Genomic DNA, 23,385 nt, shown 5'->3' with positions numbered 1-23,385 from the left:
CGCATGCCTGATCCGATCCATACGCTCGGCATCAACGCCGCCTTCCACGACAGCGCCGCGTGCATCGTGCGCGACGGCGTCGTGGTCGCGGCGGCCGAGGACGAACGCTTCACGCACGTGAAGCACGCGAAGCGCCCGGTGCCGTTCTCGACCTGGGAGCTGCCTTTCCACGCGATCGACTATTGCCTCGCGGAAGCGGGCATCACGCTCGCGGACGTCGACCACGTCGCGTATTCGTACGACCCGTGGTTCGAACTCGACCGCGAAGGCACGGCGCCGGCGCTCACCCTGCCGCTGTCGCCGTCCGCGCATGCGCCGCGCGAGGACGGCGCGTCGCCGTGGCATCCGCTGTTCCTGTCGTCGATCGTCAACGCGCCGCGCCAGCTCGCGGGCGGCGTGCCGCATCATCTGCAGCGGCGCTTTCGCGGCGTCACGCACGACGGGCCGTTCCGCTGGCATTTCATCGAGCACCATCTCGCGCACGAGGCGAGCGCGTTTCTCGCCGCGCCGTTCGAACGCTGCGCGGTGATGACGATGGACGGGCGCGGCGAACGGGCGACGACGAGCTACGGCGTGTTCGACGGCCGATCGTACCGGCGGCTCGGGCAGGTCAACCTGCCGCATTCGCTCGGGCTGCTGTACGAGCGCTTGACCCGCTATCTCGGCTTCCTGCACTCGTCCGACGAATACAAGGTGATGGCGCTCGCGTCGTACGGCAAGCCGGTGTTCGCCGACGAGATGCGCAAGCTCGTGCAGTATCGCGGCGAAGGGCGCTACGACGTGCGCGACGCGGATCTCGCGGCACTGTTCGGCCCGCCGCGCGAACGCGGCGGCCCGATCGAGCCGCATCACTGCGACATCGCGCATGCGCTGCAACGGGTGCTCGAGGAGACGACGCTGCAGGCGGTCGACTGGCTCGCCGCCGAGACCGGCGAGCGGCAGCTCGCGATGGCGGGCGGCGTCGCGCTGAACTGCGTGATGAACGCGAAGATCCGCGATCGCGGCCCGTTCGACGACGTGTGGGTGCAGCCGGCCGCCGGCGACGCGGGCACCGCGCTCGGCGCCGCGCTGTGGACCGACTTCCGGATGCGCGGCGCGCGCGGCGGCTGGCGGATGGATCATGCGTACCTGGGGCCGGCCTACGACGACGACGCGATCGAGGCGTTCCTGAAGGAAGCGCAGCTGCCGTACCGGCGGCTCGCCGACGTCGCCGCGCAGACGGCCGCGCTGCTCGCGGCGAACCGCGTGATCGGCTGGTTCCAGGGGCGCATGGAGTTCGGCCCGCGCGCGCTCGGCGCACGGTCGATCCTCGCGTCGCCGATCGATCCGGACATGCAGCGCAAGCTGAACCGGATCAAGGATCGCGAGGATTTCCGGCCGGTCGCGCCGGTCGTGCTCGAGGATCGCGCGCATCACTGGTTCAGCGGCGGCCGGCGCACGCCGCTGCGCGCGCCGTTCATGCTGTTCGTGTACGACGTCCTGCCCGAGCGCGCCGAGAAAATTCCGGCCGTGCGCCACATCGACGGCACCGCGCGCGTGCAGACCGTCGACGCGACGCAGCATCCGCTGCTGCATGCGCTGTTGACCGAGTTCGACGCGCTCACCGGCGTGCCGGTGCTCGTCAACACGTCGTTCAACACGCGCGGCGAACCGATCGTGTGCTCGCCGCGCGACGCGATCGAATGCTTCTGGACGTCGCCGCTCGACGCGCTCGTGATCGGCCCGTTCCTGCTGGAGAAGCCGTGATGAACATGCGCGACACGCAGCTGCCGCCGGTCGTGTCGGTCGTCGTGCCGACCTACCGGCGGCCCGATCTGCTCGAACGCTGCCTCGACGCGCTGTGCGTGCAGGTGTTCGACCCGACCACCTACGAGATCGTCGTCGTGGACGACGACCCGGCCGGCAGTGCGCGCGCTGTCGTCGATGCGTGCCGCGCGCGCGTGACCGACGTGCCGGTGATCCGCTACATGACCGCGCCCGACACGCAAGGCCCGGCCGGCGCACGCAACGTCGGCTGGCGCAGCGCGGGCGGCGCGCTGATCGCGTTCACCGACGACGACACGATCCCCGATCCGGACTGGTTGCGCAACGGCGCGGCCGCGCTGCAGGCCGCGCCGTCGGCGGCGGCGGCCGCCGGCCGGATCGACGTGCCGTTGCGGCCGCGCCCGACCGACTACGAACGCGACGCGGCGGGGCTCGCGCATGCGGAATTCGCAACCGCCAACTGCTTCGTGCGGCGCGCGGCGCTCGAACGCATCGGCGGCTTCGACGAACGCTTCACGCGCGCGTGGCGCGAGGACGCCGACCTGATGTTCGCGCTGCGCGAGCATGCGGGGCCGATCGTCGACGCCGACGCCGCGCGCATCGTGCATCCGGTGCGCCCCGCGCGCTGGGGATCGAGCATCGGCGCGCAGTCGAAGGTGTATTTCGATGCGCTGTTGTACAAGAAGCACCGCGCGACGTACCGGCGTCATATCCGGCCCGTGCCGCCGTGGCATTACTACGCGGCCGTGCTCGCCGCGCTCGGCGCGATCGGCTGTTTCGCCGCTGGCTGGCCGGCGCCGGCCATCGTGTGCGTCGCGGTGTGGGCCGCGATTACCGCGGGGTTCTGCGCGAAACGGTTGCGCGGCACGCAGCTCACGGCGTCGCACGTGGCCGAGATGATCGTTACCTCCATCGCGATTCCGCCCGTGTCGCTGTACTGGCGCATGCGCGGCGCGCTTCACTTCCGGGTGTTCTTCCTATGAAGCTCGATCCCAGCGTCGATTCCGACGGCTCGCGCGGCCCGAAGCGGATCGCGGTATTCCGCGCTTTGCAGCTCGGCGACATGCTGTGCGCGGTGCCCGCGCTGCGCGCGCTGCGGCGCGGCGAACCGGACGCGCGCATCACGCTGATCGGCCTGCCGTGGGCGCGCGAGTTCGCGTCGCGATTTTCCGATTACATCGACAGCTTCATCGCATTCCCCGGCGCGCCGGGGCTCAGCGAACAGCCCGAACCCGATGCGGCCACGCGCGAGGCGTTCATCGCCGAATGCCGCTCGCGCGACTTCGATCTCGCGATCCAGCTGCACGGCAGCGGCGTGCACACGAACGCGATCGTCGCGTCGCTCGGCGCGACGCGCACGGCCGGCTTCGTGCCGGCCGACGGCGGCACGACCACGCTCGACTGCGCGCTGGTCTGGCGCGACGACGAACCGGAGGTGGCGCGCTATCTGGCGCTCACGCGCAAGCTCGGCTATGCGGACTGGGGCGACTACCTCGAATTTCCGCTCGGCGGCCTCGACTACGCGCTGTGGCACGTGCTCTGCGACGAACATGCGCTCGATCCCGGCCGCTACGTGATCGTTCATCCCGGCGCGCGGATGGCGTCGCGGCGCTGGCCCGTCGAACGCTTCGCGCTCGCCGCGCGGCAGCTCGCGGACGACGGCTGGCAGATCGTGCTGACCGGCACGCGCGCGGAACTGGGGCTCGCGAGCGCGTTTGCCGAGCACCTCGGGCGGCCGTGCGTGAACCTGTGCGGCCGCACGCCGCTCGGCGCGCTGGCCGCGCTGATCGCCCGCGCGCGGCTGCTGTTGTGCAACGACACGGGCGTATCGCATGTCGCGGCGGCGCTCGGCACGCCGAGTATCGTCGTCGCGTGCGGCAGCGATACGGCCCGCTGGGCGCCGCTCGACGCCGAACGTCATCGCGTGCTCGCGAACTACCCGGCGTGCCGGCCGTGCATGTTCGATACCTGCCCGTACGGGCACGAGTGCGCGACCGCGATCGGCGTCGGCGACGTGATGGACCGGGCGGGCGAACTGCTCGCGGAGGAGAGACGTCATGTCTGTTAAGCGGTTGCGCGTGCTGACCTGGCACGTGCATGGCAATTATCTGTATTACCTGTCGCAGGCGCCGCACGATTTCTACATCGTGACGAAGCCGCAGCATCCGCCCGGCTATGCGGGCCGCGTCGGCCACCTGCCGTGGGGCGACAACGTGCACGAGGTGCCGGCCGAGTGCGTGCGCGACACCGAATTCGACTGCGTGCTGTATCAGCACGTGAAGCACTACCAGCACGACCGCCTGCGGCTGCTGAGCGAAGCGCAGCGCGCGCTGCCGACGCTGTTCGTCGAGCACGATCCGCCGCGCGAGCATCCGACCGACACGCTGCATCCGGTGCAGGACCCGAACGTGTTGCTGGTGCACGTGACGCCGTTCAACGCGCTGATGTGGGACAACGGCGTGACGCCGACGCGCGTGATCGAGCACGGCGTGCTGGTGCCGGAAGGCGTCGAGTATCGCGGCACGCTGCCGAAGGGCGTGGCCGTCGTGAACAACCTCGCGCGCCGCGGCCGGCGCCTCGGCGCGGACCTGTTCGAGGTCGTGCGGCACAGCGTGCCGATCGACCTGGTCGGGATGGGCTCGACCGAACTCGGCGGGATCGGCGAAGTGCCGAACCCGGCGCTGCCGCAGTTCCTGTCGCACTACCGGTTCTTCTTCAATCCGATTCGCTACACGAGCCTCGGGCTCGCGGTGATCGAGGCGATGATGATCGGGCTGCCGATCGTCGCGCTCGCGACGACCGAGATGGCGCAACTCGTGAAGACCGGCAGCAACGGCGTGGCCGATACGCGGCCGGCCGTGCTGATCGACGCGATGCGGACGCTGATCCGCGATCAGGAACTCGCGCGCGAGTGGGGCGCGGCGGCCAAACGCGACGCGTGCGAGCGATTCGGCATCGAGCGCTTCGCGCGCGACTGGGACGCCGCGCTGCGGGACGTGACGGCGTGACGGCGGCGGCGGCGTGGGCCGCCGCGCTCACGGAGGCGGCGCGGGCGGCGAACTCGGCGCGCCGTTGCCGTTCGACGCAGCCGCCGCCGCCGCCGGCGCGCTGCCGCTGGCCGCATTGCGCTCGCTTTCGGGCAGCAGCGCGAGGCGGTTGTACAGCGTTTTCAGGCTGATGCCGAGCGCTTTCGCGGTGCGCGGCTTGTCGCCGTTGAAATGCCGCAGCGACGCGACGATGAAGCGCTGCTGCGTATGCGCGAGCGTCGTGCCGATATGCAGCGTCATCGCGTTGTGACGCACTTCCTCGCGCGGCGGCGGGCGGCGCGGCAATTGCAGTTCGATCTGCTTGTCGGCGAGGATGAACGCGCGCTCCAGCGCATTGCGCAGTTCGCGCACGTTGCCGGGCCACGTGTATGCGCGCAGCGCCTTCATCGCCTGCGTCGACAGGCGCTTCCTCGTGCGGTGCCGCGCGTTCAGCCGTTCGACGATCTGCAGCGCGATGTCGCCGACGTCGTCCTCGCGCTGCCTGAGCGCGGGCACGTGCAGCGCGATCGGCGCGATCCGGTAGAACAGGTCTTCGCGCAGCGTGCCGTTGCGCATGGCCTCGACCGGATCGTGATGCGTGGCCGCGACGATCCGCACGTCGAGCGGAATCGCGTCGTGGCCGCCCACGCGCACGATCGTGTTGGTTTCGAGCGTGCGCAGCAGCTTGACCTGCAATTCGAGGGGCATCTCGGCGATTTCGTCGAGAAACAGCGTGCCGCCGCGCGCGGCTTCGAACATGCCCACATGTTGTGCAACGGCGCCCGTGAAGCTGCCTTTTTCGTGACCGAACAAGTGCGACTCCGCAATGTCCTTCGGAATCGCGCCGCAGTTGACCGGAACGAACGGCCCGCGCCGGCGCGGGCTCATGTCGTGAATGAGCCGGGCGACGATATCCTTGCCCGCCCCGCTTTCGCCAACCACCAGCACACTCACGCGGGTGGCGGCGACGCGCGACACTTTCAGTAGCAGATCCTGAATGGTTCTCGAACGGCCGAATAGTCGCGTGCCGTCATCGTCGGATTTCGACATGGAGTATGACCGGGTTGGGAAGTTTTGACCGAATGGGTGGTGACCAGGTAAAAAGTGACGCGGCATACGTCGTTTTTTGACGTATTCAGGATACCTTTTATACCGCTTCATCGACATTGAATCTGGCAATGCGGTTCGCGCCGGAAGATAGATTTATTCGATGAGCGACGAATGCACGACACCCTTCTTCTATACTGCTAAGCACGCGTTTTCAGTGCAGGACAGCTTGTCTGCCCATTCGTGTGCAGCGTTGAAAATGCCGTCGAGGCCTTTGTGACGTGCATGACGCTGCACGTGTCGCGGTACCGGCCGACGCATGTGCCGGGCCGCATTAACAGGAGCCTCGATGCCTTACGTCCTGATCGTCGAAGACGACGCCGACACGCGAACGATGCTCGCCACGCTCGCACGCACGCAGCAGTTGACGTGCGATACGGCCGCGACGCTTGAAGAAGCGCGCACGCTCGTCTCGACGCATACCCCCGATCTCGTGCTGTGCGACCTCGTGCTGCCCGACGGCAACGGGATGGATCTGTTCGACGCGCTGCCCAAGCGCGCGCATTGCGAAATGGTGTTGACCACCGGCCACGCGAGCCTCGAAACCGCGATCGATGCGTTGCGGCGCGGCGCGACCGACTATCTGGTGAAACCGCTGAACATGCAGCGGCTGAACAGCATCTTCGCGCGCGTGCCGCGCACGAGCGCGCTGCACGAGGAAATCGCGGAGCTGCGTTCGGAGCTGCAGCGCCTCGGCCGCTTCGGCCGCATGCTCGGCAGCTCCCCCGCGATGCAGGCCGTGTACGACGCGATCGGTCGCGTCGCGCGTACCGAAGCGTCGGTGCTGCTCACCGGCGAATCGGGCACCGGCAAGGAGCTCGCCGCGCAGACGGTGCACGACCTCAGCCTGCGCCGTCGCGGGCCGTTCCTCGCGGTCAACTGCGGCGCGATCGCCGCGAACCTGGTCGAGAGCGAGATGTTCGGCCACGACCGCGGCAGCTTCACCGGCGCGGAACGCCAGCACAAGGGCTTCTTCGAACGCGCGGACGGCGGCACGCTGTTTCTCGACGAAATCACCGAAATGCCGGTTGAATCGCAGGTCAAGCTGCTGCGCGTGCTGGAAACCGGGCGCGTCACGCGGCTCGGCTCGATGCGCGAGATCGACGTCGACGTGCGCATCGTCGCCGCGACCAACCGCGATCCGGAAGCCGCGATGGCCGACGGCAAGCTGCGGCCCGACCTGTTCCACCGGATCAACGTGTTCCCGATCCCGCTGCCGTCGCTGCGCGAACGCGGCGACGACATCCCGATGCTCGCCGATGCGTTCCTGCAGCGCTACAACGAGGAGAGCGGCCGGAACCTGCGCTTCTCGCCGGCCGCGCGCGAAGCGCTGAAGACCTACGAATGGCCCGGCAACGTGCGCGAGCTGCGCAACTTCGTGCAGCGTGCGAGCATCTTCACCGATGCCGACGTGATCGACACGCTGCCGCCGCCGATCATGGACGAACTGTCGAGCATGGTCGATTCGCACGAGGATCGCGTGACGGTGCCGTTCGGCACGCCGCTCGAGGAAGTCGATCGCAAGCTGATCCTCGGCACGATCGCGCAATGCGGCGGCGTGAAGGCGCAGGCGGCCGAGGTGCTCGACGTCAGCCTGAAGACGATCTACAACCGGCTCGCGCAACTGGAAGACGAAGCGGAAAAGCCGGATTCCTGATGCCGCTGCGATTGCGTTCACGTTTCGGTTCCGGCCTCGCGGCGCGGGTCGCGCTCGAGGCGGCGACGCATGCGTTCGACGTGCGGCGGGATCGCGCGTCGTTCGCGCAGGATCCACGGCAGCCCGGCGAACGTGCGCACGATCGCGCGTTCACGGCGCAGCAGCGGCAGCATGCGCACCGTATGCAGGCACGCGGCGGCGGCCGGCCATCTGAGCCACGCGGTCCACACCGCGTTGCGGGCGGCGGTGCGCTCGCGCGTGGGCCGGTCGCGCTGCGTCGACGGGTAGTGATGGACGGTGAGGCGCGGCGCATACACGAGCCAGTGCCCCGCGCGAGTCAGGTCGAGCGCGAGCAGCGCTTCCTCGCCGCCGAGAAAGTAGCGCGGGTGGTAGCCGCCCGCGTGCACGAACGCGTCGCGCCGGAACGCGGTCGCGCCGGCCAGCAGCCCGAGAATCGGCCTGCCCGGCAGCGCGACGGGCGCGTCGAGCGGGCTGTCGGCCATCAGTCGGCAGGTCGGGTCTTCGCGCTCGCCGGGGCCGACCAGCACGCGCGCGGTGACGGCCGCGACGTGCGGATACGCGTCGAGCAGGTTCGCGGCTTCGGCGATCGAGCCGGGCGCCCACCACGTGTCGTCGTCGCAGAACGCGACGTAGCGCGTGCGGGCGACGTCGACGCCGAGATTGCGGCCGGCCGCGCCGAGGTTGCCCGGCGCATGCACGAGCGCGACATACGGAAAGCGCTCGCGGATCAGCATGGCCGTCTCGGCGTCGGCTCCGTTGTCGACGACGACGATCGCCGGCCGGTCCGGCAGCGCGCAAAGGTGGTCGAGCGTGCGCGCGAGTTCGGCGGCGCGTCGGCAGGTCAGCACGACGGCCGTCACGCGCGGCTCGGCCGGCGGCAGGGCGGCGCGCGCGGGCGTTACACGGACGGGACGTCGCATTCGAGTCGCCAGATCGTTTCGGGTTCGCGGAGCGCGGCGCGCATATGAGGCTCGAGCAGCGTCACCTGGCTGGCATACGCATCGACGGCGGCGGCTTTCGCGGCGACGCCGTCCGTCTTGCTGCCGGCCGGCGCGGCGACCGGATGCGCGATCCAGCCGCGTTCGCGCCAGCCGCTCACGCGCGTGGCCATCAGCCCGTCGATGCGGCGATAGGGCACGTCCTCGTAGAAGCGCCAGATGTGCGACGCATCGTCGTCACGCAGCAGCCACAGCATGGCTTCCTGCACCTGCAGATGATCGCGGTGGAACAGGCCGGCCGGCGCGAGCACGCCGAAGCCGGGGTGCGCGTCGATCACGTCGGCCACGCGCGCCGCGATCGCGGTCGACGTGGCCGGCACGCCGTACTGATCGTCGAGGAAGTCGAGCCACACGGGGCGTGCGTCGAGCAGCGCGAGCGCGCGGCGGTCTTCGTCGCGGCGCGCGCGCATTGCTTCGTCGGCGTGGCGAAACCCCGCGCGGCGATCCCACGGCGGCGCGGGCGTGCCGGGCGGCGGCACCCCCGCAAAGACCGTGACGACGATCGAGCCGGGCGCCTGGGCGAGCAGTTGCCCGCAACTGAAGACGGCATCGTCGAGATGCGGCGAGACGACGAGCCAGCGTGTCGGGTCGGGCATGGCGTGAAGATCTCCATCGTGAGCGGCCGGGCCGCCGGTGCGCATCGGCCAACATGCGGGTCAGCATGTGTCGTGCCCACTCGCGGCGCCCCCGCCGGCCGCCTTCGACTGTCCGCACAGGAGCATGTCCAATGATCGAAATTGCACGGCCGCAGGCCGGAAATTACGCAACGGCCGTGATGCTGGTCGCGATCGCGACCGTGCTGCAGACGCTCGCGATCCGGTTCGGCGGCGTGAATCTGCCGTTCGTGCTGTATTACCCGCTGCTCGCCGGCGCCGCATGGGCGACGTCGTTCGTGTTCGGCATCGTGTCCACGGTGGTCAGCGGGCTGCTCGTCTGGACGCTGTTCCTGTCCGACCCGGCCGCCTATACGGCGCCGCTGCCCGACCGGCTCGTGCAGCTGGGCACGTTCATGCTGATCGGCGCGCTGGCATGCGCGGTCGCGTCGCTGCTGCATCACACGCGGCTCACGAACGATCGCGCGCGCCGACGCGAGGCGTCTGCGCGCCGGCAGCTCGAAGCCGTGCTGCGCGCGCTGCCGCACGGCGTGATCGCGACCGATCCGAACGGGCGGCTCACCTATGTCAACGCGGCCGCGGCCGAACTCGTCGGCTGCCGGTCGGACGATGCGATCGGCCGGCCCGTGCGCGACGTGCTGCGGCTCGTCGATCGCGAAGGCCGCCGCGTGCAGACCACGCCGCTCGACCACGCGCTGGGCGGCGCCGACGCGACGTCCGACCGGCACTGGCTGCAGGCCGGCAGCGGCGATCCGGTGCCGATCGTCGCGGTCGCGTCGCCGATCGGCGATGAGGACGGCAACGTCGACGGCGCGGTGCTGCTGCTGCGCGAGGCCGGCGCGGAGCGCGCGCGCGTCGACGCGTCGCGGCTTCAGCATGCGGTCGTCGATGCGTTGCCGGACGCGATCGTCGGGATCGACGCGAGCGGCCGCATCGCCAGCTGGAACGCGGCGGCGCAACGGATCTTCGGCTACGACGAGGACGACGCGCGCGGCCGCCGGTTCGACACGCTGATCGCGCGGCGCTGGTTGCGGCTCAACCCGCTCGTCGAGTCGTTCGACACGATGCAGGAGCCGATCGGGCCGCTCGAACTGTTGTGCGTGCGACGCGACGGCCGACGTTTTCGGGCGACGGTATCGGCATGCCCGGTGCACGGCGATGCGCGGGCGTGGGTCGCGCTGTCGCTGACGCTGCGCGAAACCGGTGCGCAGCGCCGCCGCGACCTGCGGGCGCAGCGTTCGTTGCAGGGGGCGCGCGACGCGCGCGACCAGGCCGACACGTCGAACCGGCTGAAGGACGAGCTGCTGGCCACGGTATCGCACGAACTGCGCACGCCGCTGAACGTGATCTACGGGTGGATCGAGGTGCTGCGCAACACGGGCGACCACGCGTTGCAGCATCAGGCGATCGACGCGATCGATCGCAGCGCGCGCTCGCTCACGCGGATGGTCGGCGACATCCTCGACGCGTCGTCGCTCGCGACCGGCAAGCTGCGGCTCGATGCGACGCCGGTCGACGTCGTGCGGCTGTTCTCCGACCAGGTCGGCTCGTTCCAGACCGCCGCGTCGTCGGCCGGCATCCTGCTCGAATTCGACTGCGACGCGTCCGCGTGCATCGTATCCGGCGACGCCGAGCGATTGCGCCAGATGCTGTCGAACCTCATCTCGAATGCATTGAAATTCACGCCGACCGGCGGCAGCGTGACGGTCGCGCTCGCACGCGACGACAAGCATGCGGTGTTGACCGTCATCGATACGGGGCAGGGCATCGCGACGGAATTCGCGCCGTACGTGTTCGACATGTTCCGCCGCGCGGACGATTCGCCCGCGTCGCCGCGGCGAGGGCTCGGCCTCGGCCTGTCGATCGTGCGGCACATCGCGGAGCTGCACGGCGGCCGCGTGAGCGTCGCGAGCGCGGGCCGCGATCGCGGCACGACGTTCACGGTGACGCTGCCGGCCGGCTGGCAGCCGGGCGGTGCGATGGCGTGGAGCATCGCGCAGGCCGGCGGCCGGCGCGACGCGCTCGTGCTCGACACGCACCGCATCCTGATCGTCGACGACGATGCGACCACGCGGGCGAGCCTCACGGCCGCGCTGACCACGTTCGGTGCGGCCGTCGCGATCGCGTCGTCCGGCCGCGAGGCGCTCGCGATGATGGCCGACATCCGCCCGACGGTCGTCCTGTCCGATCTCGCGATGCCCGACGGCGACGGCTTCTGGCTGCTGGACGCATTGCGGCGCGGCGCGCTGAACGGCGACGGCGGCCCGCCCGACGTGCGCGTGCTGGCCGTCACCGCGCACGCGGGCCTCGCCGACGAACGCCGTGCGCTGGAGGCCGGTTTCGACGGCTACCTGTGCAAGCCGGTCGACGTGCGCGAACTGGCGTACAAGATCGCGCACGTGACGAAACGCGACGGCTGACGCGCGGCGCGTCGCGGCGGCGTCAGGTCGTGTCGGTCGCGTCGGGTCGCGTCACGTGGTCGGCGCCGGCCGGTTCTGCGTGTGGACCTGCGCGAGCAGATGCGACGCGATGCGCGTGCTGCGCACCAGGTCGCCGGGCGCGTGGTGCGTGACCTGGCGTTGAATGAAGTAGCGCGCGGTGTGCGCGAGCCCGTTCGCGAACGTCGTCGTCGCGCGCCAGCCGAGCCGCTTCTGCGCGGCGGCCAGATTCGGCCGCCGCTGGCGCGGATCGTCGGACGGCAGCGGCCGGAACTCGATCGGTACGTTCGCGCCGACGATCCGCACGACTTCGCGCGCGACGTCGATCATCGCGATCTCGACGTCGCTGCCGAGATTGACCGGCTCGCTCGCGTCGCCCGGTTCGTCCATCAGCCGGATCAGCGCGTCGATCATGTCGTCCACGTAGCAGAACGAGCGCGTCTGCTTGCCGTCGCCATAGACGGTCAGCGGCTGTTCCGCGAGCGCCTGCGTGACGAAGTTCGACACCACGCGCCCGTCGGCCGGGTGCATCCGCGGCCCGTAGGTATTGAAGATCCGCGCGATCCGCACGTCGACGCCGTACTGGCGGTGATAGTCCGAGAACAGCGTTTCCGCGCAGCGCTTGCCTTCGTCGTAGCACGCGCGAATGCCGGTCGGATTGACCCGGCCGCAATAGTGCTCGTCCTGCGGGTGGACGTCGGGGTCGCCGTACACTTCGCTCGTCGACGCCTGTAAAATCCGCGCCTTCACGCGTTTCGCGAGACCGAGCAGGTTGATCGCGCCGTGCACGCTGGTCTTCGTCGTCTGCACGGGGTCGCGCTGGTAGTGGACGGGCGACGCCGGACACGCGAGGTTGTAGATCTCGTCGACTTCGACGTAGAGCGGAAACGTCACGTCGTGCCGCATCAGCTCGAAGTTCGGCGCATCGAGCAGGTGCGCGATGTTGTCCTTCGCGCCCGTGTAGAAATTGTCGACGCACAGTACGTCGTGCCCGTCCGTCACCAGGCGCTCGCACAGATGCGAACCCAGAAAGCCGGCGCCGCCGGTGACGAGCACGCGTTTTCGATCGTAGCCCTTCATTACGTATTCTCCTTGCGGTGTGCGAGCACGCCTCGCGTGGTGGCGACCGGCGTGCGCCGGCCGGTGCCGGCCGACGTGCCGGCGCGCTGCGCGTGGGCGACGTCGCGGTAGATGTCGACGAGGCGGTCGGCGACGCCTTGCCACGTGTAGAAGCGATGCGCGCGCAGGTAGCCGGCACGGCCGAGCGCCGCGCACAGGTCCGGCTGCGCCCGCAGTTGCACGAGGCGCGTGGCCAGCGCGGCCGGGTCGCGCGGTGGCACGAGATAGCCGGTCGTGCCGTCGTCGACCGTCGTGCGGATGCCGCCGACGTCGCTGCCGATCACCGGCGCCGCGCAGGCCATCGCCTCGACCGGCGTGATGCCGAACGGCTCGTACCACGGCGTCGTCACGAACACGTCGGCCGCGCTGTAGTACAGGTGCAGCGCGTCGCGATCGCGCCGGCCGACGAAGGTCACGCGGTTCGCGATCCCGAGTTCGTGCGCGAAGGCGGCGAGGCGCGCGAGTTCCGGATCGCGCGCGGGGTCGGGCGTCGGCTGGCTGCCGCCGACGACGTACAGGTGCGTCGGCCGTTGCGGATCGCGCGGCATGCGCGCGAGCGCGTCGATCACGGTGTCGATGCCCTTGCGCGGCACGAGGCGGCCCAGTTGCAGTATGACGAATGCGTCCTGCGGCCAGCCCAGCCGCGCGCGCGCATCGACGCGCGGCACCGGCCGGAATTCCCGCGCATCGAAGCCGCACGGCACGATCTCGATGCGCGCGGTATCGGCGCGATAGTGCGTCGTCAGGTCGAGCGCATCCTGCGGGCATTCGGCGATCAGGCGGTCCGAGCGGCGCGCGAGCGTGTCCTCGATCGCGAAGCGCGCGTCGGGGAAGCCGTCGGCCGTGCCCTGGTGCAGCCGCCGCACGCGCCCGAGCGCATGGAACGTCGTGACGAGCGGGATGCCGAGCGCTTTTTTCACGCGCAGCCCGGCTTCGCCGGACATGAAGAAGTTCGCGTGCATCACGTCGACGGGGTCGGGCTCGCGCCGCATGCGCGCGATCATGTATTGCGCGAATGCGCCCATGTACGGCAGCAGCCGCTCCTTGGGCACGTCGGTCGGCGGCCCGGCCGGCACGTGGATCACACGCATGCGCGCGCCGATCGACACCACTTCCGGCAAATGGGGATTGTCGCAGCGCGTGTAGACGTCGACGTCGAGGCCGCGCTCCGCGAGCTGCTTCGCGACGTTCGCGACATAGATGTTCTGACCGCCGGCATCGACGCCGCCGATCACGCCCAGCGGCGATGCATGTTCACTGATCAACGCGATTCTCTGCATGGTATTGCTCCCGATATCGGGGCCGCGCACACGGGCCGCCGTTATCGGTCCCTCGGCAATCGGCATGCCCGCCGCATGGCGGGGAAAACCGCTTCTCCCTGTGCCGAAAAAATTACAACGCGTTGGATGAAAGGGCGTCTGATCGCGACGGCGCGCAGGCATGCGGCGCACGCGGCGCGGCACGCGATTTGCGCGACTTCCGCTCACTCGCCGGTTCGCCCGGCCCGATGAAAAGGAGGTCACGATGAAGGTATTCCAGCTGCAAGCCCACCCGCCGCGTATCCGTCGTCAGCGCGCGCTGCGCACCGGCATGGCGGTCGCGATCGCCGCGGCCACCGCGTGCATGGTGGTCGCGCCGAACGCGGTCGCCGCCGGCGACGACGGCACTGCATCGTCGTCGACGTCGTCGCATTCGAGCACCGGCACGAAGATCCGCGACGCGACGATCACCACCAAGGCGAAGGCCGAGCTGACCGGCACGAGCGGCCTGTCGACCGGCGACATCCACGTGAAGACGCGGCACGGCACCGTGACGCTCACCGGCAGCGTGCCCGACGAGCAGCAGCGCACGCAGGCCGTCAGCGTCGTGAAGCAGATCGACGGCGTGCAGGACGTGCGCGACCAGTTGACCATCCGGCCCAAATAATCGCGACGCGACCGTAACAGGAGTCCAGTGATGAACTGCATGCTCAAACCGGTCGGCGAACAGGCGATCGTGATCACCGGCGCGACGAGCGGCATCGGTCTCGTCACCGCGCGCAAGGCGGCACGGCGCGGCGCGAAGCTCGTGCTGTTCGCGCGCAACGAGGACGCGCTGAACACGCTGTGCGAGGAAATCCGCCAGCACGGCGGGCTCGCGGTGCCGGTCGCCGGCGACGTCGGCAACATCGAGGATCTGCAGCGCGCGGCCGCGGCGGCGGCCGACACGTACGGCGGCTTCGACACCTGGGTGAACAACGCGGGCGTGTCGATCTTCGGCACGGCCGCCCAGGTGCCGCTCGAGGATCAGCGCCGGCTGTTCGACACCAACTACTGGGGCGTCGTGCACGGCTCGCTCGTCGCGGCCGACCATTTCCGGCGCAAGAGCGATTTCCACGGCGGCGCCATCATCAACATGGGCAGCGAGGCGTCCGACGCGCCGCTGCCGCTGCAAAGCGCGTACGTCGCGTCGAAGCACGCGGTGAAGGGCTTCACCGATTCGCTGCGGCTCGAGATGGAAGCCGATCACCTGCCGGTGTCCGTCACGCTGATCAAGCCGGCCGCGATGGACACGATGTTCGTGATGCACGCGAAAAACTACATGAACGTCGAGGCGAAGCTGCCGCCGCCGATCTACGACCCCGATCTGGTCGCCGACGCGGTCCTGTTCTCGGCCGCGCATCCGCGCCGCACGCTGTTCGTCGGCGGCGCGGCCAAGTTCACGTCGGCGAGCGCGTATCACGCGCCGCGGCTGTTCGATCGCGTCGCGGCCACGCTGTTCTCGCGCGGCCAGCGCACGGTGCGGCCTGCGCGGCCGCGCGACGACAACGCGCTGTACGACTCGCGCCATGCGCTGCACGAGCGCGAAGGCATGGAAGGGCCGGTGCTGCGCAGCTGTGCGTACAACTCGGTGGTGCAGCGCCCGAAGGTCGCCGGCGCGGTCGCGCTCGGCGCGGCGGCGCTGGTGTTTGCCGCATTCGCGCGGGCGCGCCGGTCGTCCGCGTGATTTCGTTCATTTTCCAAGGAGGCTTTCATGACATCCGGACAACATACGGGCCACGAATACAGCCACTCGCGCGCGCACGAAGGCGAGCGCACGCAGCAGGACCACGACAAGGGCGGCCATCAGTCCGGCCACGGCAAGCCGCCGAGCCCGGTCGACGTGCAGAAGGCGCTGAAGGGGATGGACTATCCGGCGAGCAAGTCGGACGTCGTGCAGTGCGCGGAACGCTCGCATGCGGACCGCGAGGTGCTCGACATGCTGCGCCAGATTCCCGAGCGCGAATACGACACGCCGGCATCGGTATCGAAGGAACTCGGGCGGCTGATGTAAGCGTCGCCCCGTCGCGCCGCGTGCGTGCGCGCGCGGCGCACCCATCATGAGGAGCACGACCATGGCGATGATCGTCGCAGGCCGTTTCACGACGTTCGATGAAGCGGAAGGTGGGGCGCGTCACCTCTACGAGCGCGCATTCGGGCCCGACGACGTGTCGATCTTCTTCCTGAACCCCGGCGGCCAGCACGCGCGCTTCCCGATCGGCGGCGACGTGTACGCCGACACGGCGGCGAAGCCGGGCGGGCGCGGCGCGATGGTCGGCGCGATGCGTGGGCTGCTGATCGGCGTCGTGATCGGATTGATCGTGTATGCGCTCGGCCTGCGCTACTGGTTCGTGCCGGCCGCCGCCGCGCTGGCCGGCGCGTATCTCGGCGCATTCGGCGGCGCGCTCGGCCGGATGCGCGGCGAGCAGGCCGAAGGCAAGGGCACGCTCGCGCAGAGCGAAACGGGCGTGATCCTCGCCGCGCGCGTGACGCCCGACACCGCAACGGCCGCCGAAGACGTGCTGCGCGCGACCGGCGCGAAGTCGATCGAGCGCGTCGAAGGCGACTGGCGGGACGGCGAATGGCGCGATTTCGATCCGGTGCGCCGGCCCGACGAAGCCGCGTCCCGCGTCCCGCGCTGAATACGCCCTTTTTTTCCAAACGTTTGCAACGCCAACCGCCCCCCCGGCCGCCGCGTGCGGGCCGGCGTGCGCGGCACGTGGCACGCCGCTTGCGCCGCATCGGCGGCATCCGTTCAAGGGGGAATCCATGACCACCGCACAGACTCCACCGCCGCAGAAACAGGCGCAGCAGCCGGGCACCGAACGCGACATGCAGCCGAAGCCGCGCGACGAAGCGGCCGACTACGTCGGCAGCGGCAAGCTCGCGGGCAAGGTCGCGCTGGTGACGGGCGGCGACAGCGGGATCGGCCGCGCCGTCGCGATCGGTTTCGCGAAGGAGGGCGCGGACGTCGCGATCGTCTACCTGAAGGAATCCGACGACGCCGCGCATACGAAGCGATTGATCGAGCAGGCCGGCCGGCGCTGCGAGGCGATCGCCTGCGACGTCGGCGATCGCAAGCAGGCGCGCGACGCGGTCGCGCGCACGGTCGAGCGGCTCGGCCGGCTCGACGTGCTCGTCAACAATGCGGGCGAGCAGCATCCGCAGCCGGGCATCGAGCACGTGTCCGAGGAGCAGCTCGAACGCACGTTCCGCACGAACGTGTACGGGATGTTCTTCTGCACGCAGGCCGCGCTGCCGCACATGAAGCAGGGCGGCCGCATCGTCAACACCGCGTCGGTCACCGCGTATCACGGCAGCCCGAAACTGCCCGACTACTCGGCGACCAAGGGCGCGATCGTCGCATTCACGCGGTCGCTGTCGATCGAGCTGGCCGAACGCGACATCCGCGTGAACGCGGTCGCGCCGGGGCCGATCTGGACGCCGCTGATTCCGTCGACGTTCACGCCCGAGCAGGTCGCGAAATTCGGCTCGAACGTGCCGCTCAAGCGGCCGGGCCAGCCGGACGAACTGATCGGCTGCTACGTGCTGCTCGCGTCGGAAGGCGCGAGTTACATGACCGGGCAGACACTGCATCCGAACGGCGGCTCGATCGTCGGCGGCTGATGGCCGTTTCCGCGCAAGCACAAGGAGAAAGCAATGAGACAACCCCACTGGACGATCGCGGCGTTCGCCGCCGGCGTGCTCGCCGTATCGGGGCTCGCCCGTGCGCAGATGCCGAGCGAGCCGCCCGCGTCGAATTCGCACGTGCCGGGCGGCGTGATCAACCCGTCGTCGGGCGCGGGCGGCGCAGGCGACCCCGGCATCGCCAAAGCGCCGAAGGGCGTCGACGCGGAGTTCGTCGACAAGGCCGCGATGGCCGGCAAGGCGGAAGTGCAGGCGAGCCAGCTCGCGCTGAAGCAGGCGCAGTCGGCGGACGTGCGGGCGTTCGCGAAGCGGATGGTCGCGGATCACGGCAAGGCGAACGCGAAGCTCACCGAACTCGCCGCGCGCAAGGGCATGAAGCCGCAGGTCGACCAGATCTCGGATCCGGACGTCGACGCGCTGCGCGGCAAGAGCGGGCACGACTTCGATACCGCGTATCTCGCGGCGGCCGGCCCCGATGCGCACAAGAAGGCGGTCGCGTTGTTCGAGGACGAAGCGCGCGACGGCAAGGACGCGCAGCTGCGCGCGTTCGCGAAGTCCACGCTGCCGACGCTCAGGCATCACCTGAGCATGGCGCAGACGCTCGCACGCAAGGTGGGCGCGCAATAACGCGTGCCCGGTTCCACCCCTGGGCCGCACGTGCGGCCCGCTTTTTCGGAGAAGCAGTCATGGCCCAACGGCAATCGAAGCACGAAGGTATCCTCGAACTGCTCTGCCAGGCATACGAAACCGAGCTTGGCGGCGCGAAGATCTACGAGGCCGCGCTCCAGTGCGCGACCGACGAGGACCTGCACAAGGAATGGGAGAAGTACCATCGCGAGACGATGCATCACCAGGAGGTGCTGCGCAAGGTATTCGCCACGCTCGGCCTCGATCCCGACGCGCAATCGCCGGGGCGCGCCGCGGTGGCGGCGACCGGCGAGTCGCTGGTGCGGGTGATCGAGCAGGCGAAGAAGCAGGCCGATCCGGCCGTCGCGCAGGTCGTCGCGGCCGAGTGCGTGGTGCTCGCCGAAACCAAGGACCACCTGAACTGGGAGCTGATCGGCTATGCGGCCGACCAACTGCCCGACAGCGACGCGGCGAAGGCGCTGAAGGCCGCGCACGACGAGGTGGAGGCCGACGAGGATCATCACCTGTATCACACGCGTGGCTGGGCGCGTGAGATGTGGATCGAGTCGATGGGCTTCAAGGCGGTGCTGCCGCCGCCGGAGGAAGTGAAGAAGGTGGAGTCCGCCGCCGATGCGGCGCGTGCCGAGCGTTCGCGCGGCAAGATGATGTAATGCCCGGGCGGGCGGGTGGCGGCGTCGCGGGCGCCGCCGCCCGCTTGCCGGTTCATCCGGTTGCGTACGCAACCGTCTGCGCGTCCCGCCCGAATGCGTCACGTCAGCACGTCGACGATCATCGTCACCACCGACGCCGCCATCAGCGCGACCGCCAGCCAGCCCAGCAGTTTCGATACCGGGCCGCTGCCGGGCTGGCCGGCCGCATCGCGCTTCTGCGACAGCAGCATCACGAACACGAGCATCGGCACCGCCGCGACGCCGTTGAGCACGGCGCTCCAGTACAGCGCGCGGATCGGGTCGATCGGACTGAAGCAGATCGCGATGCCGACGATCACGCACAGCGCCAGCACCGTGTAGAACGCGGGCGCGCGCCTCACCGGCTCGTTCAGCCCTTCGCGAAACCGCCACGCTTCCGCGCAACCGTAGGCGGCGCTGCCCGCGAATGCCGGAATCGCGAGCAGCCCGCAGCCGACGATGCCGAACGCGAACACCAGGAACGCGGCTTCGCCGGCGATCGGCCGCAGCGCCTCGGCGGCCTGCGCGGTGCTGCCGATGTCGTGCCGGCCGTGCGCGAAGAACACGGCCGCGCCGATCACCATGATGCAGAACGACACCGCGTTGGTGACGATCATGCCGCTCCACGTGTCGAACGTGATGCGCTGTTCGGTCTCGCGGCGCGCGCCCGGTGCGCACGACGCATCGCCGTTGCGGCGCTCCGCCTGGGTTTCCTCGACCTCGAGCGCGGCCTGCCACACGAACAGATAGGGGCTCAGCGTCGTGCCGAGCACCGCGACCGCGGTCGTCGCATAGTCGTGCGTGAACGAAATGTGCGGCAGCGCGATCGCATGCAGCAGGTTGCTCCAGTCGACGTGCACGAAGCCGAGTTCGATCACGTACGCGAGCAGGCCGAGCGTCATCCATTTGAGCCAGCGCGCGTAGCGCTCATACGACAGCAGCACCTGCAGCGCGAGCGACGCCAGGCCGTAGACCGGCGCATACCAGTAGCTGCGGCCGCCGACGACGAGCGCCGTCGCATCGCCCATCGCGGCGAGATCGGCGCCGACATTCACCACGTTGACGATCACGACCATCACGATCAGCGTCTTCGCGAGGCGATCGGAGAAGTGTTCGCGGATGCCGGCCACGAGCCCTTCGCGATTGCGTCGCCCGATGAACGCCGCCGCGAGTTGCACGGCGACCATCATCGGCAGCGTGACGACGATCATCCACAGCATGTTGAAACCGAACTGGCTGCCGGCCTGCGCGTAGACGGCGACGTTGCTCGGATCGGCGTCGGACGCGCCCGCGAGCAGGCCGGGGCCGAGCCGCCGATACCACGGTTTCGCGGCGGTCGGCGGCGCGTCGGCTGCCGGCCGCGCGTCTTCGTCCAGTCCGCTCATCCGGCGTCCCCGTGCGACGGGCGAGCGCCGCCGTGCCGCCGCTCGCGTGCGAGGCGCGACGCGGTGCGCAACGCATCGACCAGCGTGCGGTACGCGTGTTCGCGGGAATCGGCGCCGCGCGTGCGCAGCACGTACGACGGGTGATAGGTCGCGACGACGAGCCGGCCGTCGGCGGTGCGCACCGGGGCGCGCGTGCGCTCCAGCGTCGCGTCGTTGTCCTGCAGCACCGCGCGCAGCGCCGTCGCGCCGAGCGCGACCACCACGCGCGGCTGGACGGCTTCGAGCTCGCGCTCGAGCCAGTAATGGCACGCGGCCACTTCGCGCTGCGCCGGCGTCTTGTGCAGCCGCCGCTTGCCGCGCGGTTCCCATTTGAAATGCTTGACCGCGTTCGTCAGGTAGACGTGCGAGCGTTCGATCCCGGCGTCGTCGAGTGCGCGGTCGAGCATGCGGCCGGCCGCGCCGACGAACGGCAGGCCCGTGCGGTCCTCCTGGTCGCCCGGCTGTTCGCCGACCAGCATGATCGGCGCGTCGACCGGGCCGGCACCCGGCACCGGTTGCGTCGCGTGTTCCCACAGCGCGCAGCGGCGGCACGCGTCGAGCGTGGCCGGCGCATCGTCGTCGGTTGGCGTCGCCGTCGCCGTCGGTTTCGGCGTCGGCGTCGACGTCGACTTCGGACGGTCGGGTGCCTTACGGGTCATGCGGCGCCTCCGGCGCAGGCCGAAACAGCGGCGCGCCGCGATCGCGCGGAACATGCCGGCGCGCGCGCGGTCGCACGCGCAGAGGGACGCAAACCGGACGCTTGAAGCCGCATCGCGCGCATGAAGGACTCCCGGGTCGACGATGCGAAAGATGCAGCAACCGGCATGCCGCATGCAGTCGGTATGGGCGCGCGCCTTGCGGGGCAAGCCGGTCCAACGACAGGAGAAGCACGATGCAACCCGACCCCGGCGACGATCCGGCCGCCGACGACGTGCTGCTGTGGCGCGCACCCGACAGCGTGCCGCGCCGTCCGCGCCGCGTGCTGGTCGTCGACGACTATCGCGATGCGGCGGATGCGCTGCGCCTGCTGCTGGAGGCGCGCGGCTTCGAGTGCCGCGTCGCCGACGATCCGTTCGCCGTGTGCGACGTCGCGCGCGACTGGCAGCCATTCGCGGTCGTGCTCGACATCGCGATGCCGGGCCTCGACGGGTTGCAGCTCGCGGCGCTGCTACGGCGCGATCCGCGAACGTCGGACATGCTGCTGGTCGCGTGCAGCGGGCTCGCGTCGCGGCGCGATTGCGAACGGGCGAAGGAAGCCGGCTTCGACGCGCACTGCGCGAAGCCGCTGACGCCGCACCGGCTGCTGGGCTACCTCGAATCGGCGAGCGGCGGCGCCGTGAGGCCCGACGAGGACGTTACACGCTCCTTGTAAAAAGGCTGGCGGGTGCCGGACGCGCCGCCCGCGCCGCGGCGCGAGGACAAAAAAACGCCCCGCGCGAGCGGGGCGTGTCGAATGAATGCGGAACGCAGGCGCCGGCGAACCGACGCGCGTCACGGGACGGTCAGTGACGGCCGCGCGTGCGCGGATCGTCGAGGTCCTCGGTCGGGTCGGTCAGCCCGAGTTCGTCGCCGGCGCTCCAATACGGCGTGCTCCCGTAGAACTCGTGCAGCGGCTCGGCCCATTGCGGATCGGCCATCGCCGGCCAGTGGTCCTTGTCGAACCCCGGCGCATTGCGAATCCGCTCGGACGAAACCGACAGCAGGAAGCACTTGCGTTCGGTGTCGAGCGTCAGCGCGCTCCACGGGATCGCGTGCAGCTTGTCGCCGATGCCGAGGATGCCGCCGCTCGACAGCACCGCGTACGCGATGCGGCCCGAGCGCACGTCGAGCATGATGTCCTTGATCTTGCCGACATCGTCGCCGTCGGTCGTGTAGACCTTGTCGCCTTCCAGCGTATCGGCCGCCATCACGTCGGGGCCGGGGCCGGCCGCCGTCGCGGCGCCCTTGCCGATGATGCGGGTCTGACCTTGATCGGAAGTCTGCATGGTTTCCTCCTGGCTGCGTGGGGCGCGACCGTGCCCGGGGGGCGGGCCCTGCGGGTCGCGCGGGTTGTCGAGGCGAAGCGGGAATCGCTCCGTCACCTCTGCTTCGGTTGCGACACGCCTTCCAGCGTGTTCGCGACGTCGTCGCGCTCGGGGCTGGCCGTGCGCGTCGCGATGTCGGCGAGCGACAGCATGCCGACCAGTCGCTTGTCGTGATCGACGACGGGCAGCCGGCGCAGTTGCGCGTCGGCCATGTAGTGCTGGATCTCGTCCAGCGGATCGTCGTCGAAGCACCATTCGATCGGGCCGGATGCGACCTCGTGGATTCGCGTCTCCGGCGGCTTGCCGGCCGAGATCGCGCGCACCGCGAGGTCGCGGTCCGTCACCATCCCGATCAGCCGGTTGTTGTCGCACACGGGCAGCGCGCCGATGTCGTAGCGCTCCATCAGTTGGGCGGCGTGACGGATCGAGTCGGTCGGGGCGATCCGCACGACGTCCTGCGACATGATTTCGTTGACGCGATGCATGAAATTCTCCTTGCGGGTGTTGAAGCAATGTGCCGATGCGGCTGTTGCGATCCAGCAAACCGCGTGCCGTGCACGCGGCTCGTCTCGTCACTTGTCGTCGCGTTTGCGCTTGTCGTCCCACGGCCCGCCGTCGTGCGTGCCGGGCGGCGTGTCGGGCTCGATGCGCGTGACGCCGCCGGTCGCGGGCGGGTCGCTGGCCGGAAACGTGTCCTCGAGCTGCTTGTCGATATGGCGCTCCGAATGGCGCGTGCGCGTGTGGTCCTGGTCCTTCAGCGGGGGTTGCGGGTCGGGCTGCCGCTCGCGCGCCGGTGCGTCTTGGCCGTGCCGGGTCGAATCCTTCATGGCGGTGCTCCGTATGGGTGACGAGGAGCCGCCTGTGGCGCAACCCGCGTTCCCGCTCCGCACGCACGGCACGCGACTTGCCGCTGCGACGGCGACGACCACGA

Annotated in this window: 24 protein-coding genes; 14 read left to right on the top strand and 10 right to left on the bottom strand. The window is 69.9% G+C overall.

Annotated elements, in window-relative coordinates; genetic code table 11:
- The first annotated feature begins 3 nt into the window (after positions 1–3).
- Genes J8I35_RS03375 through J8I35_RS03360 form a run of 4 tightly spaced genes read left to right on the top strand, consistent with a single transcriptional unit; the run spans position 4 to position 4,772 of the window.
- Positions 4–1,746: a carbamoyltransferase C-terminal domain-containing protein gene (locus tag J8I35_RS03375; RefSeq protein ID WP_124555924.1), complete on the top strand. Its 1,743-nt coding sequence runs from the start codon at positions 4–6 to the stop codon at positions 1,744–1,746.
- Complete coding sequence (locus J8I35_RS03370) at positions 1,746–2,747, top strand: glycosyltransferase (RefSeq protein WP_209924469.1); 1,002 nt, start codon at positions 1,746–1,748, stop codon at positions 2,745–2,747. The genes J8I35_RS03375 and J8I35_RS03370 overlap by 1 nt, the downstream gene beginning before the upstream one ends.
- Positions 2,744–3,832 (top strand): glycosyltransferase family 9 protein, encoded by a 1,089-nt coding sequence (locus J8I35_RS03365; protein ID WP_209924468.1) that lies wholly within the window; start codon positions 2,744–2,746, stop codon positions 3,830–3,832. Before J8I35_RS03370 ends, J8I35_RS03365 begins: the two co-directional genes overlap by 4 nt.
- Positions 3,822–4,772, top strand: coding sequence for a glycosyltransferase family 4 protein (locus tag J8I35_RS03360; protein WP_050014005.1), 951 nt, complete (start codon positions 3,822–3,824; stop codon positions 4,770–4,772). The genes J8I35_RS03365 and J8I35_RS03360 overlap by 11 nt, the downstream gene beginning before the upstream one ends.
- A 27-nt stretch (positions 4,773–4,799) precedes the next feature.
- On the opposite strand, the gene J8I35_RS03355 is transcribed toward J8I35_RS03360, so the two are convergent.
- Positions 4,800–5,840 (bottom strand): sigma-54 dependent transcriptional regulator, encoded by a 1,041-nt coding sequence (locus tag J8I35_RS03355; protein ID WP_209924467.1) that lies wholly within the window; start codon positions 5,838–5,840, stop codon positions 4,800–4,802.
- Positions 5,841–6,186: 346 nt separating this feature from the next.
- Here J8I35_RS03355 and J8I35_RS03350 point away from each other — a divergent pair, with 346 nt between their 5' ends.
- A complete protein-coding gene (locus J8I35_RS03350; protein WP_209924466.1) occupies positions 6,187–7,554 on the top strand; it encodes a sigma-54 dependent transcriptional regulator in 1,368 nt (455 codons plus the stop codon).
- Positions 7,555–7,571: 17 nt separating this feature from the next.
- Here the strand turns inward: J8I35_RS03350 and J8I35_RS03345 are convergent, their stop codons facing one another.
- Together J8I35_RS03345 and J8I35_RS03340 are read right to left on the bottom strand one after the other, a co-directional pair.
- On the bottom strand, positions 7,572–8,495 hold the full coding sequence (locus J8I35_RS03345) for a glycosyltransferase (protein ID WP_124555920.1): 924 nt from the start codon (positions 8,493–8,495) through the stop codon (positions 7,572–7,574).
- Positions 8,474–9,169, bottom strand: a complete 696-nt coding sequence (locus tag J8I35_RS03340) for a PIG-L family deacetylase (protein ID WP_124593719.1) — start codon at positions 9,167–9,169, stop codon at positions 8,474–8,476. Before J8I35_RS03340 ends, J8I35_RS03345 begins: the two co-directional genes overlap by 22 nt.
- 131 nt (positions 9,170–9,300) lie before the next feature.
- Between J8I35_RS03340 and J8I35_RS03335 the strand changes: the two genes are divergently transcribed.
- Entirely contained in the window at positions 9,301–11,607 is a 2,307-nt protein-coding gene (locus J8I35_RS03335) for an ATP-binding protein (RefSeq protein WP_209924465.1), read from the top strand.
- A gap of 51 nt (positions 11,608–11,658) precedes the next feature.
- Here J8I35_RS03335 and J8I35_RS03330 read toward each other — a convergent pair whose 3' ends face one another.
- Together J8I35_RS03330 and J8I35_RS03325 are read right to left on the bottom strand one after the other, a co-directional pair.
- A complete protein-coding gene (locus tag J8I35_RS03330; protein WP_089490328.1) occupies positions 11,659–12,705 on the bottom strand; it encodes a UDP-glucuronic acid decarboxylase family protein in 1,047 nt (348 codons plus the stop codon).
- On the bottom strand, positions 12,705–14,024 hold the full coding sequence (locus tag J8I35_RS03325) for a glycosyltransferase family 1 protein (RefSeq protein ID WP_209924464.1): 1,320 nt from the start codon (positions 14,022–14,024) through the stop codon (positions 12,705–12,707). Before J8I35_RS03325 ends, J8I35_RS03330 begins: the two co-directional genes overlap by 1 nt.
- A 244-nt stretch (positions 14,025–14,268) precedes the next feature.
- Here J8I35_RS03325 and J8I35_RS03320 point away from each other — a divergent pair, with 244 nt between their 5' ends.
- From J8I35_RS03320 to J8I35_RS03290, 7 genes are all read left to right on the top strand, one after another.
- Positions 14,269–14,670 (top strand): BON domain-containing protein, encoded by a 402-nt coding sequence (locus J8I35_RS03320; protein WP_089490472.1) that lies wholly within the window; start codon positions 14,269–14,271, stop codon positions 14,668–14,670.
- Positions 14,671–14,700: 30 nt separating this feature from the next.
- On the top strand, positions 14,701–15,729 hold the full coding sequence (locus J8I35_RS03315; protein WP_209924463.1) for an SDR family oxidoreductase: 1,029 nt from the start codon (positions 14,701–14,703) through the stop codon (positions 15,727–15,729).
- A 27-nt stretch (positions 15,730–15,756) separates the two neighbouring features.
- Positions 15,757–16,056 (top strand): DUF2795 domain-containing protein, encoded by a 300-nt coding sequence (locus tag J8I35_RS03310; protein WP_209924462.1) that lies wholly within the window; start codon positions 15,757–15,759, stop codon positions 16,054–16,056.
- Between the two features lie 61 nt (positions 16,057–16,117).
- Entirely contained in the window at positions 16,118–16,684 is a 567-nt protein-coding gene (locus tag J8I35_RS03305) for a hypothetical protein (protein ID WP_050013995.1), read from the top strand.
- 127 nt (positions 16,685–16,811) lie between these two features.
- Complete coding sequence (locus J8I35_RS03300; RefSeq protein ID WP_209924461.1) at positions 16,812–17,669, top strand: SDR family oxidoreductase; 858 nt, start codon at positions 16,812–16,814, stop codon at positions 17,667–17,669.
- 33 nt (positions 17,670–17,702) lie between these two features.
- A complete protein-coding gene (locus J8I35_RS03295) occupies positions 17,703–18,317 on the top strand; it encodes a DUF4142 domain-containing protein (protein ID WP_209924460.1) in 615 nt (204 codons plus the stop codon).
- Between the two features lie 59 nt (positions 18,318–18,376).
- Positions 18,377–18,988 carry a DUF892 family protein gene (locus J8I35_RS03290; protein ID WP_050013992.1) on the top strand — a complete coding sequence of 204 codons (612 nt, stop codon included), beginning with the start codon at positions 18,377–18,379 and terminating at the stop codon, positions 18,986–18,988.
- Between the two features lie 98 nt (positions 18,989–19,086).
- On the opposite strand, the gene J8I35_RS03285 is transcribed toward J8I35_RS03290, so the two are convergent.
- Together J8I35_RS03285 and J8I35_RS03280 are read right to left on the bottom strand one after the other, a co-directional pair.
- On the bottom strand, positions 19,087–20,391 hold the full coding sequence (locus J8I35_RS03285; protein ID WP_209924459.1) for a divalent metal cation transporter: 1,305 nt from the start codon (positions 20,389–20,391) through the stop codon (positions 19,087–19,089).
- A complete protein-coding gene (locus tag J8I35_RS03280) occupies positions 20,388–21,089 on the bottom strand; it encodes a UdgX family uracil-DNA binding protein (protein WP_245170058.1) in 702 nt (233 codons plus the stop codon). Before J8I35_RS03280 ends, J8I35_RS03285 begins: the two co-directional genes overlap by 4 nt.
- Before the next feature lie 233 nt (positions 21,090–21,322).
- Here J8I35_RS03280 and J8I35_RS03275 point away from each other — a divergent pair, with 233 nt between their 5' ends.
- Entirely contained in the window at positions 21,323–21,802 is a 480-nt protein-coding gene (locus J8I35_RS03275) for a response regulator (RefSeq protein WP_209924458.1), read from the top strand.
- Positions 21,803–21,932: 130 nt separating this feature from the next.
- On the opposite strand, the gene J8I35_RS03270 is transcribed toward J8I35_RS03275, so the two are convergent.
- From J8I35_RS03270 to J8I35_RS03260, 3 genes are all read right to left on the bottom strand, one after another.
- Entirely contained in the window at positions 21,933–22,415 is a 483-nt protein-coding gene (locus J8I35_RS03270; RefSeq protein ID WP_050013988.1) for a PRC-barrel domain-containing protein, read from the bottom strand.
- 92 nt (positions 22,416–22,507) lie between these two features.
- Positions 22,508–22,939: a CBS domain-containing protein gene (locus J8I35_RS03265; protein WP_209924457.1), complete on the bottom strand. Its 432-nt coding sequence runs from the start codon at positions 22,937–22,939 to the stop codon at positions 22,508–22,510.
- Between the two features lie 87 nt (positions 22,940–23,026).
- The gene (locus J8I35_RS03260) at positions 23,027–23,281 is read right to left on the bottom strand and encodes a hypothetical protein (RefSeq protein WP_050013986.1); all 255 of its coding nucleotides are present in this window, start codon (positions 23,279–23,281) and stop codon (positions 23,027–23,029) included.
- Positions 23,282–23,385 lie beyond the last annotated feature (104 nt).

The organism is Burkholderia sp. CpTa8-5 (genome assembly GCF_017815045.1).
Taxonomy (GTDB): Bacteria; Pseudomonadota; Gammaproteobacteria; order Burkholderiales; family Burkholderiaceae; genus Burkholderia; species Burkholderia sola.
This window is presented reverse-complemented; position numbering and strand designations above follow the sequence as displayed.

Coding starts and splice junctions, on each gene's coding strand:
- J8I35_RS03355 (WP_209924467.1), bottom strand. CDS start 5,840: ATGTCGAAATCCGACGATGACGGCACGCGACTATTCGGCCGTTCGAGA.
- J8I35_RS03280 (WP_245170058.1), bottom strand. CDS start 21,089: ATGACCCGTAAGGCACCCGACCGTCCGAAGTCGACGTCGACGCCGACG.
- J8I35_RS03260 (WP_050013986.1), bottom strand. CDS start 23,281: ATGAAGGATTCGACCCGGCACGGCCAAGACGCACCGGCGCGCGAGCGG.
- J8I35_RS03330 (WP_089490328.1), bottom strand. CDS start 12,705: ATGAAGGGCTACGATCGAAAACGCGTGCTCGTCACCGGCGGCGCCGGC.
- J8I35_RS03295 (WP_209924460.1), top strand. CDS start 17,703: ATGAGACAACCCCACTGGACGATCGCGGCGTTCGCCGCCGGCGTGCTC.
- J8I35_RS03360 (WP_050014005.1), top strand. CDS start 3,822: ATGTCTGTTAAGCGGTTGCGCGTGCTGACCTGGCACGTGCATGGCAAT.
- J8I35_RS03320 (WP_089490472.1), top strand. CDS start 14,269: ATGAAGGTATTCCAGCTGCAAGCCCACCCGCCGCGTATCCGTCGTCAG.
- J8I35_RS03365 (WP_209924468.1), top strand. CDS start 2,744: ATGAAGCTCGATCCCAGCGTCGATTCCGACGGCTCGCGCGGCCCGAAG.
- J8I35_RS03270 (WP_050013988.1), bottom strand. CDS start 22,415: ATGCAGACTTCCGATCAAGGTCAGACCCGCATCATCGGCAAGGGCGCC.
- J8I35_RS03285 (WP_209924459.1), bottom strand. CDS start 20,391: ATGAGCGGACTGGACGAAGACGCGCGGCCGGCAGCCGACGCGCCGCCG.
- J8I35_RS03305 (WP_050013995.1), top strand. CDS start 16,118: ATGGCGATGATCGTCGCAGGCCGTTTCACGACGTTCGATGAAGCGGAA.
- J8I35_RS03345 (WP_124555920.1), bottom strand. CDS start 8,495: ATGCGACGTCCCGTCCGTGTAACGCCCGCGCGCGCCGCCCTGCCGCCG.
- J8I35_RS03370 (WP_209924469.1), top strand. CDS start 1,746: ATGAACATGCGCGACACGCAGCTGCCGCCGGTCGTGTCGGTCGTCGTG.
- J8I35_RS03335 (WP_209924465.1), top strand. CDS start 9,301: ATGATCGAAATTGCACGGCCGCAGGCCGGAAATTACGCAACGGCCGTG.
- J8I35_RS03350 (WP_209924466.1), top strand. CDS start 6,187: ATGCCTTACGTCCTGATCGTCGAAGACGACGCCGACACGCGAACGATG.
- J8I35_RS03340 (WP_124593719.1), bottom strand. CDS start 9,169: ATGCCCGACCCGACACGCTGGCTCGTCGTCTCGCCGCATCTCGACGAT.
- J8I35_RS03375 (WP_124555924.1), top strand. CDS start 4: ATGCCTGATCCGATCCATACGCTCGGCATCAACGCCGCCTTCCACGAC.
- J8I35_RS03275 (WP_209924458.1), top strand. CDS start 21,323: ATGCAACCCGACCCCGGCGACGATCCGGCCGCCGACGACGTGCTGCTG.
- J8I35_RS03300 (WP_209924461.1), top strand. CDS start 16,812: ATGACCACCGCACAGACTCCACCGCCGCAGAAACAGGCGCAGCAGCCG.
- J8I35_RS03310 (WP_209924462.1), top strand. CDS start 15,757: ATGACATCCGGACAACATACGGGCCACGAATACAGCCACTCGCGCGCG.
- J8I35_RS03325 (WP_209924464.1), bottom strand. CDS start 14,024: ATGCAGAGAATCGCGTTGATCAGTGAACATGCATCGCCGCTGGGCGTG.
- J8I35_RS03265 (WP_209924457.1), bottom strand. CDS start 22,939: ATGCATCGCGTCAACGAAATCATGTCGCAGGACGTCGTGCGGATCGCC.
- J8I35_RS03290 (WP_050013992.1), top strand. CDS start 18,377: ATGGCCCAACGGCAATCGAAGCACGAAGGTATCCTCGAACTGCTCTGC.
- J8I35_RS03315 (WP_209924463.1), top strand. CDS start 14,701: ATGAACTGCATGCTCAAACCGGTCGGCGAACAGGCGATCGTGATCACC.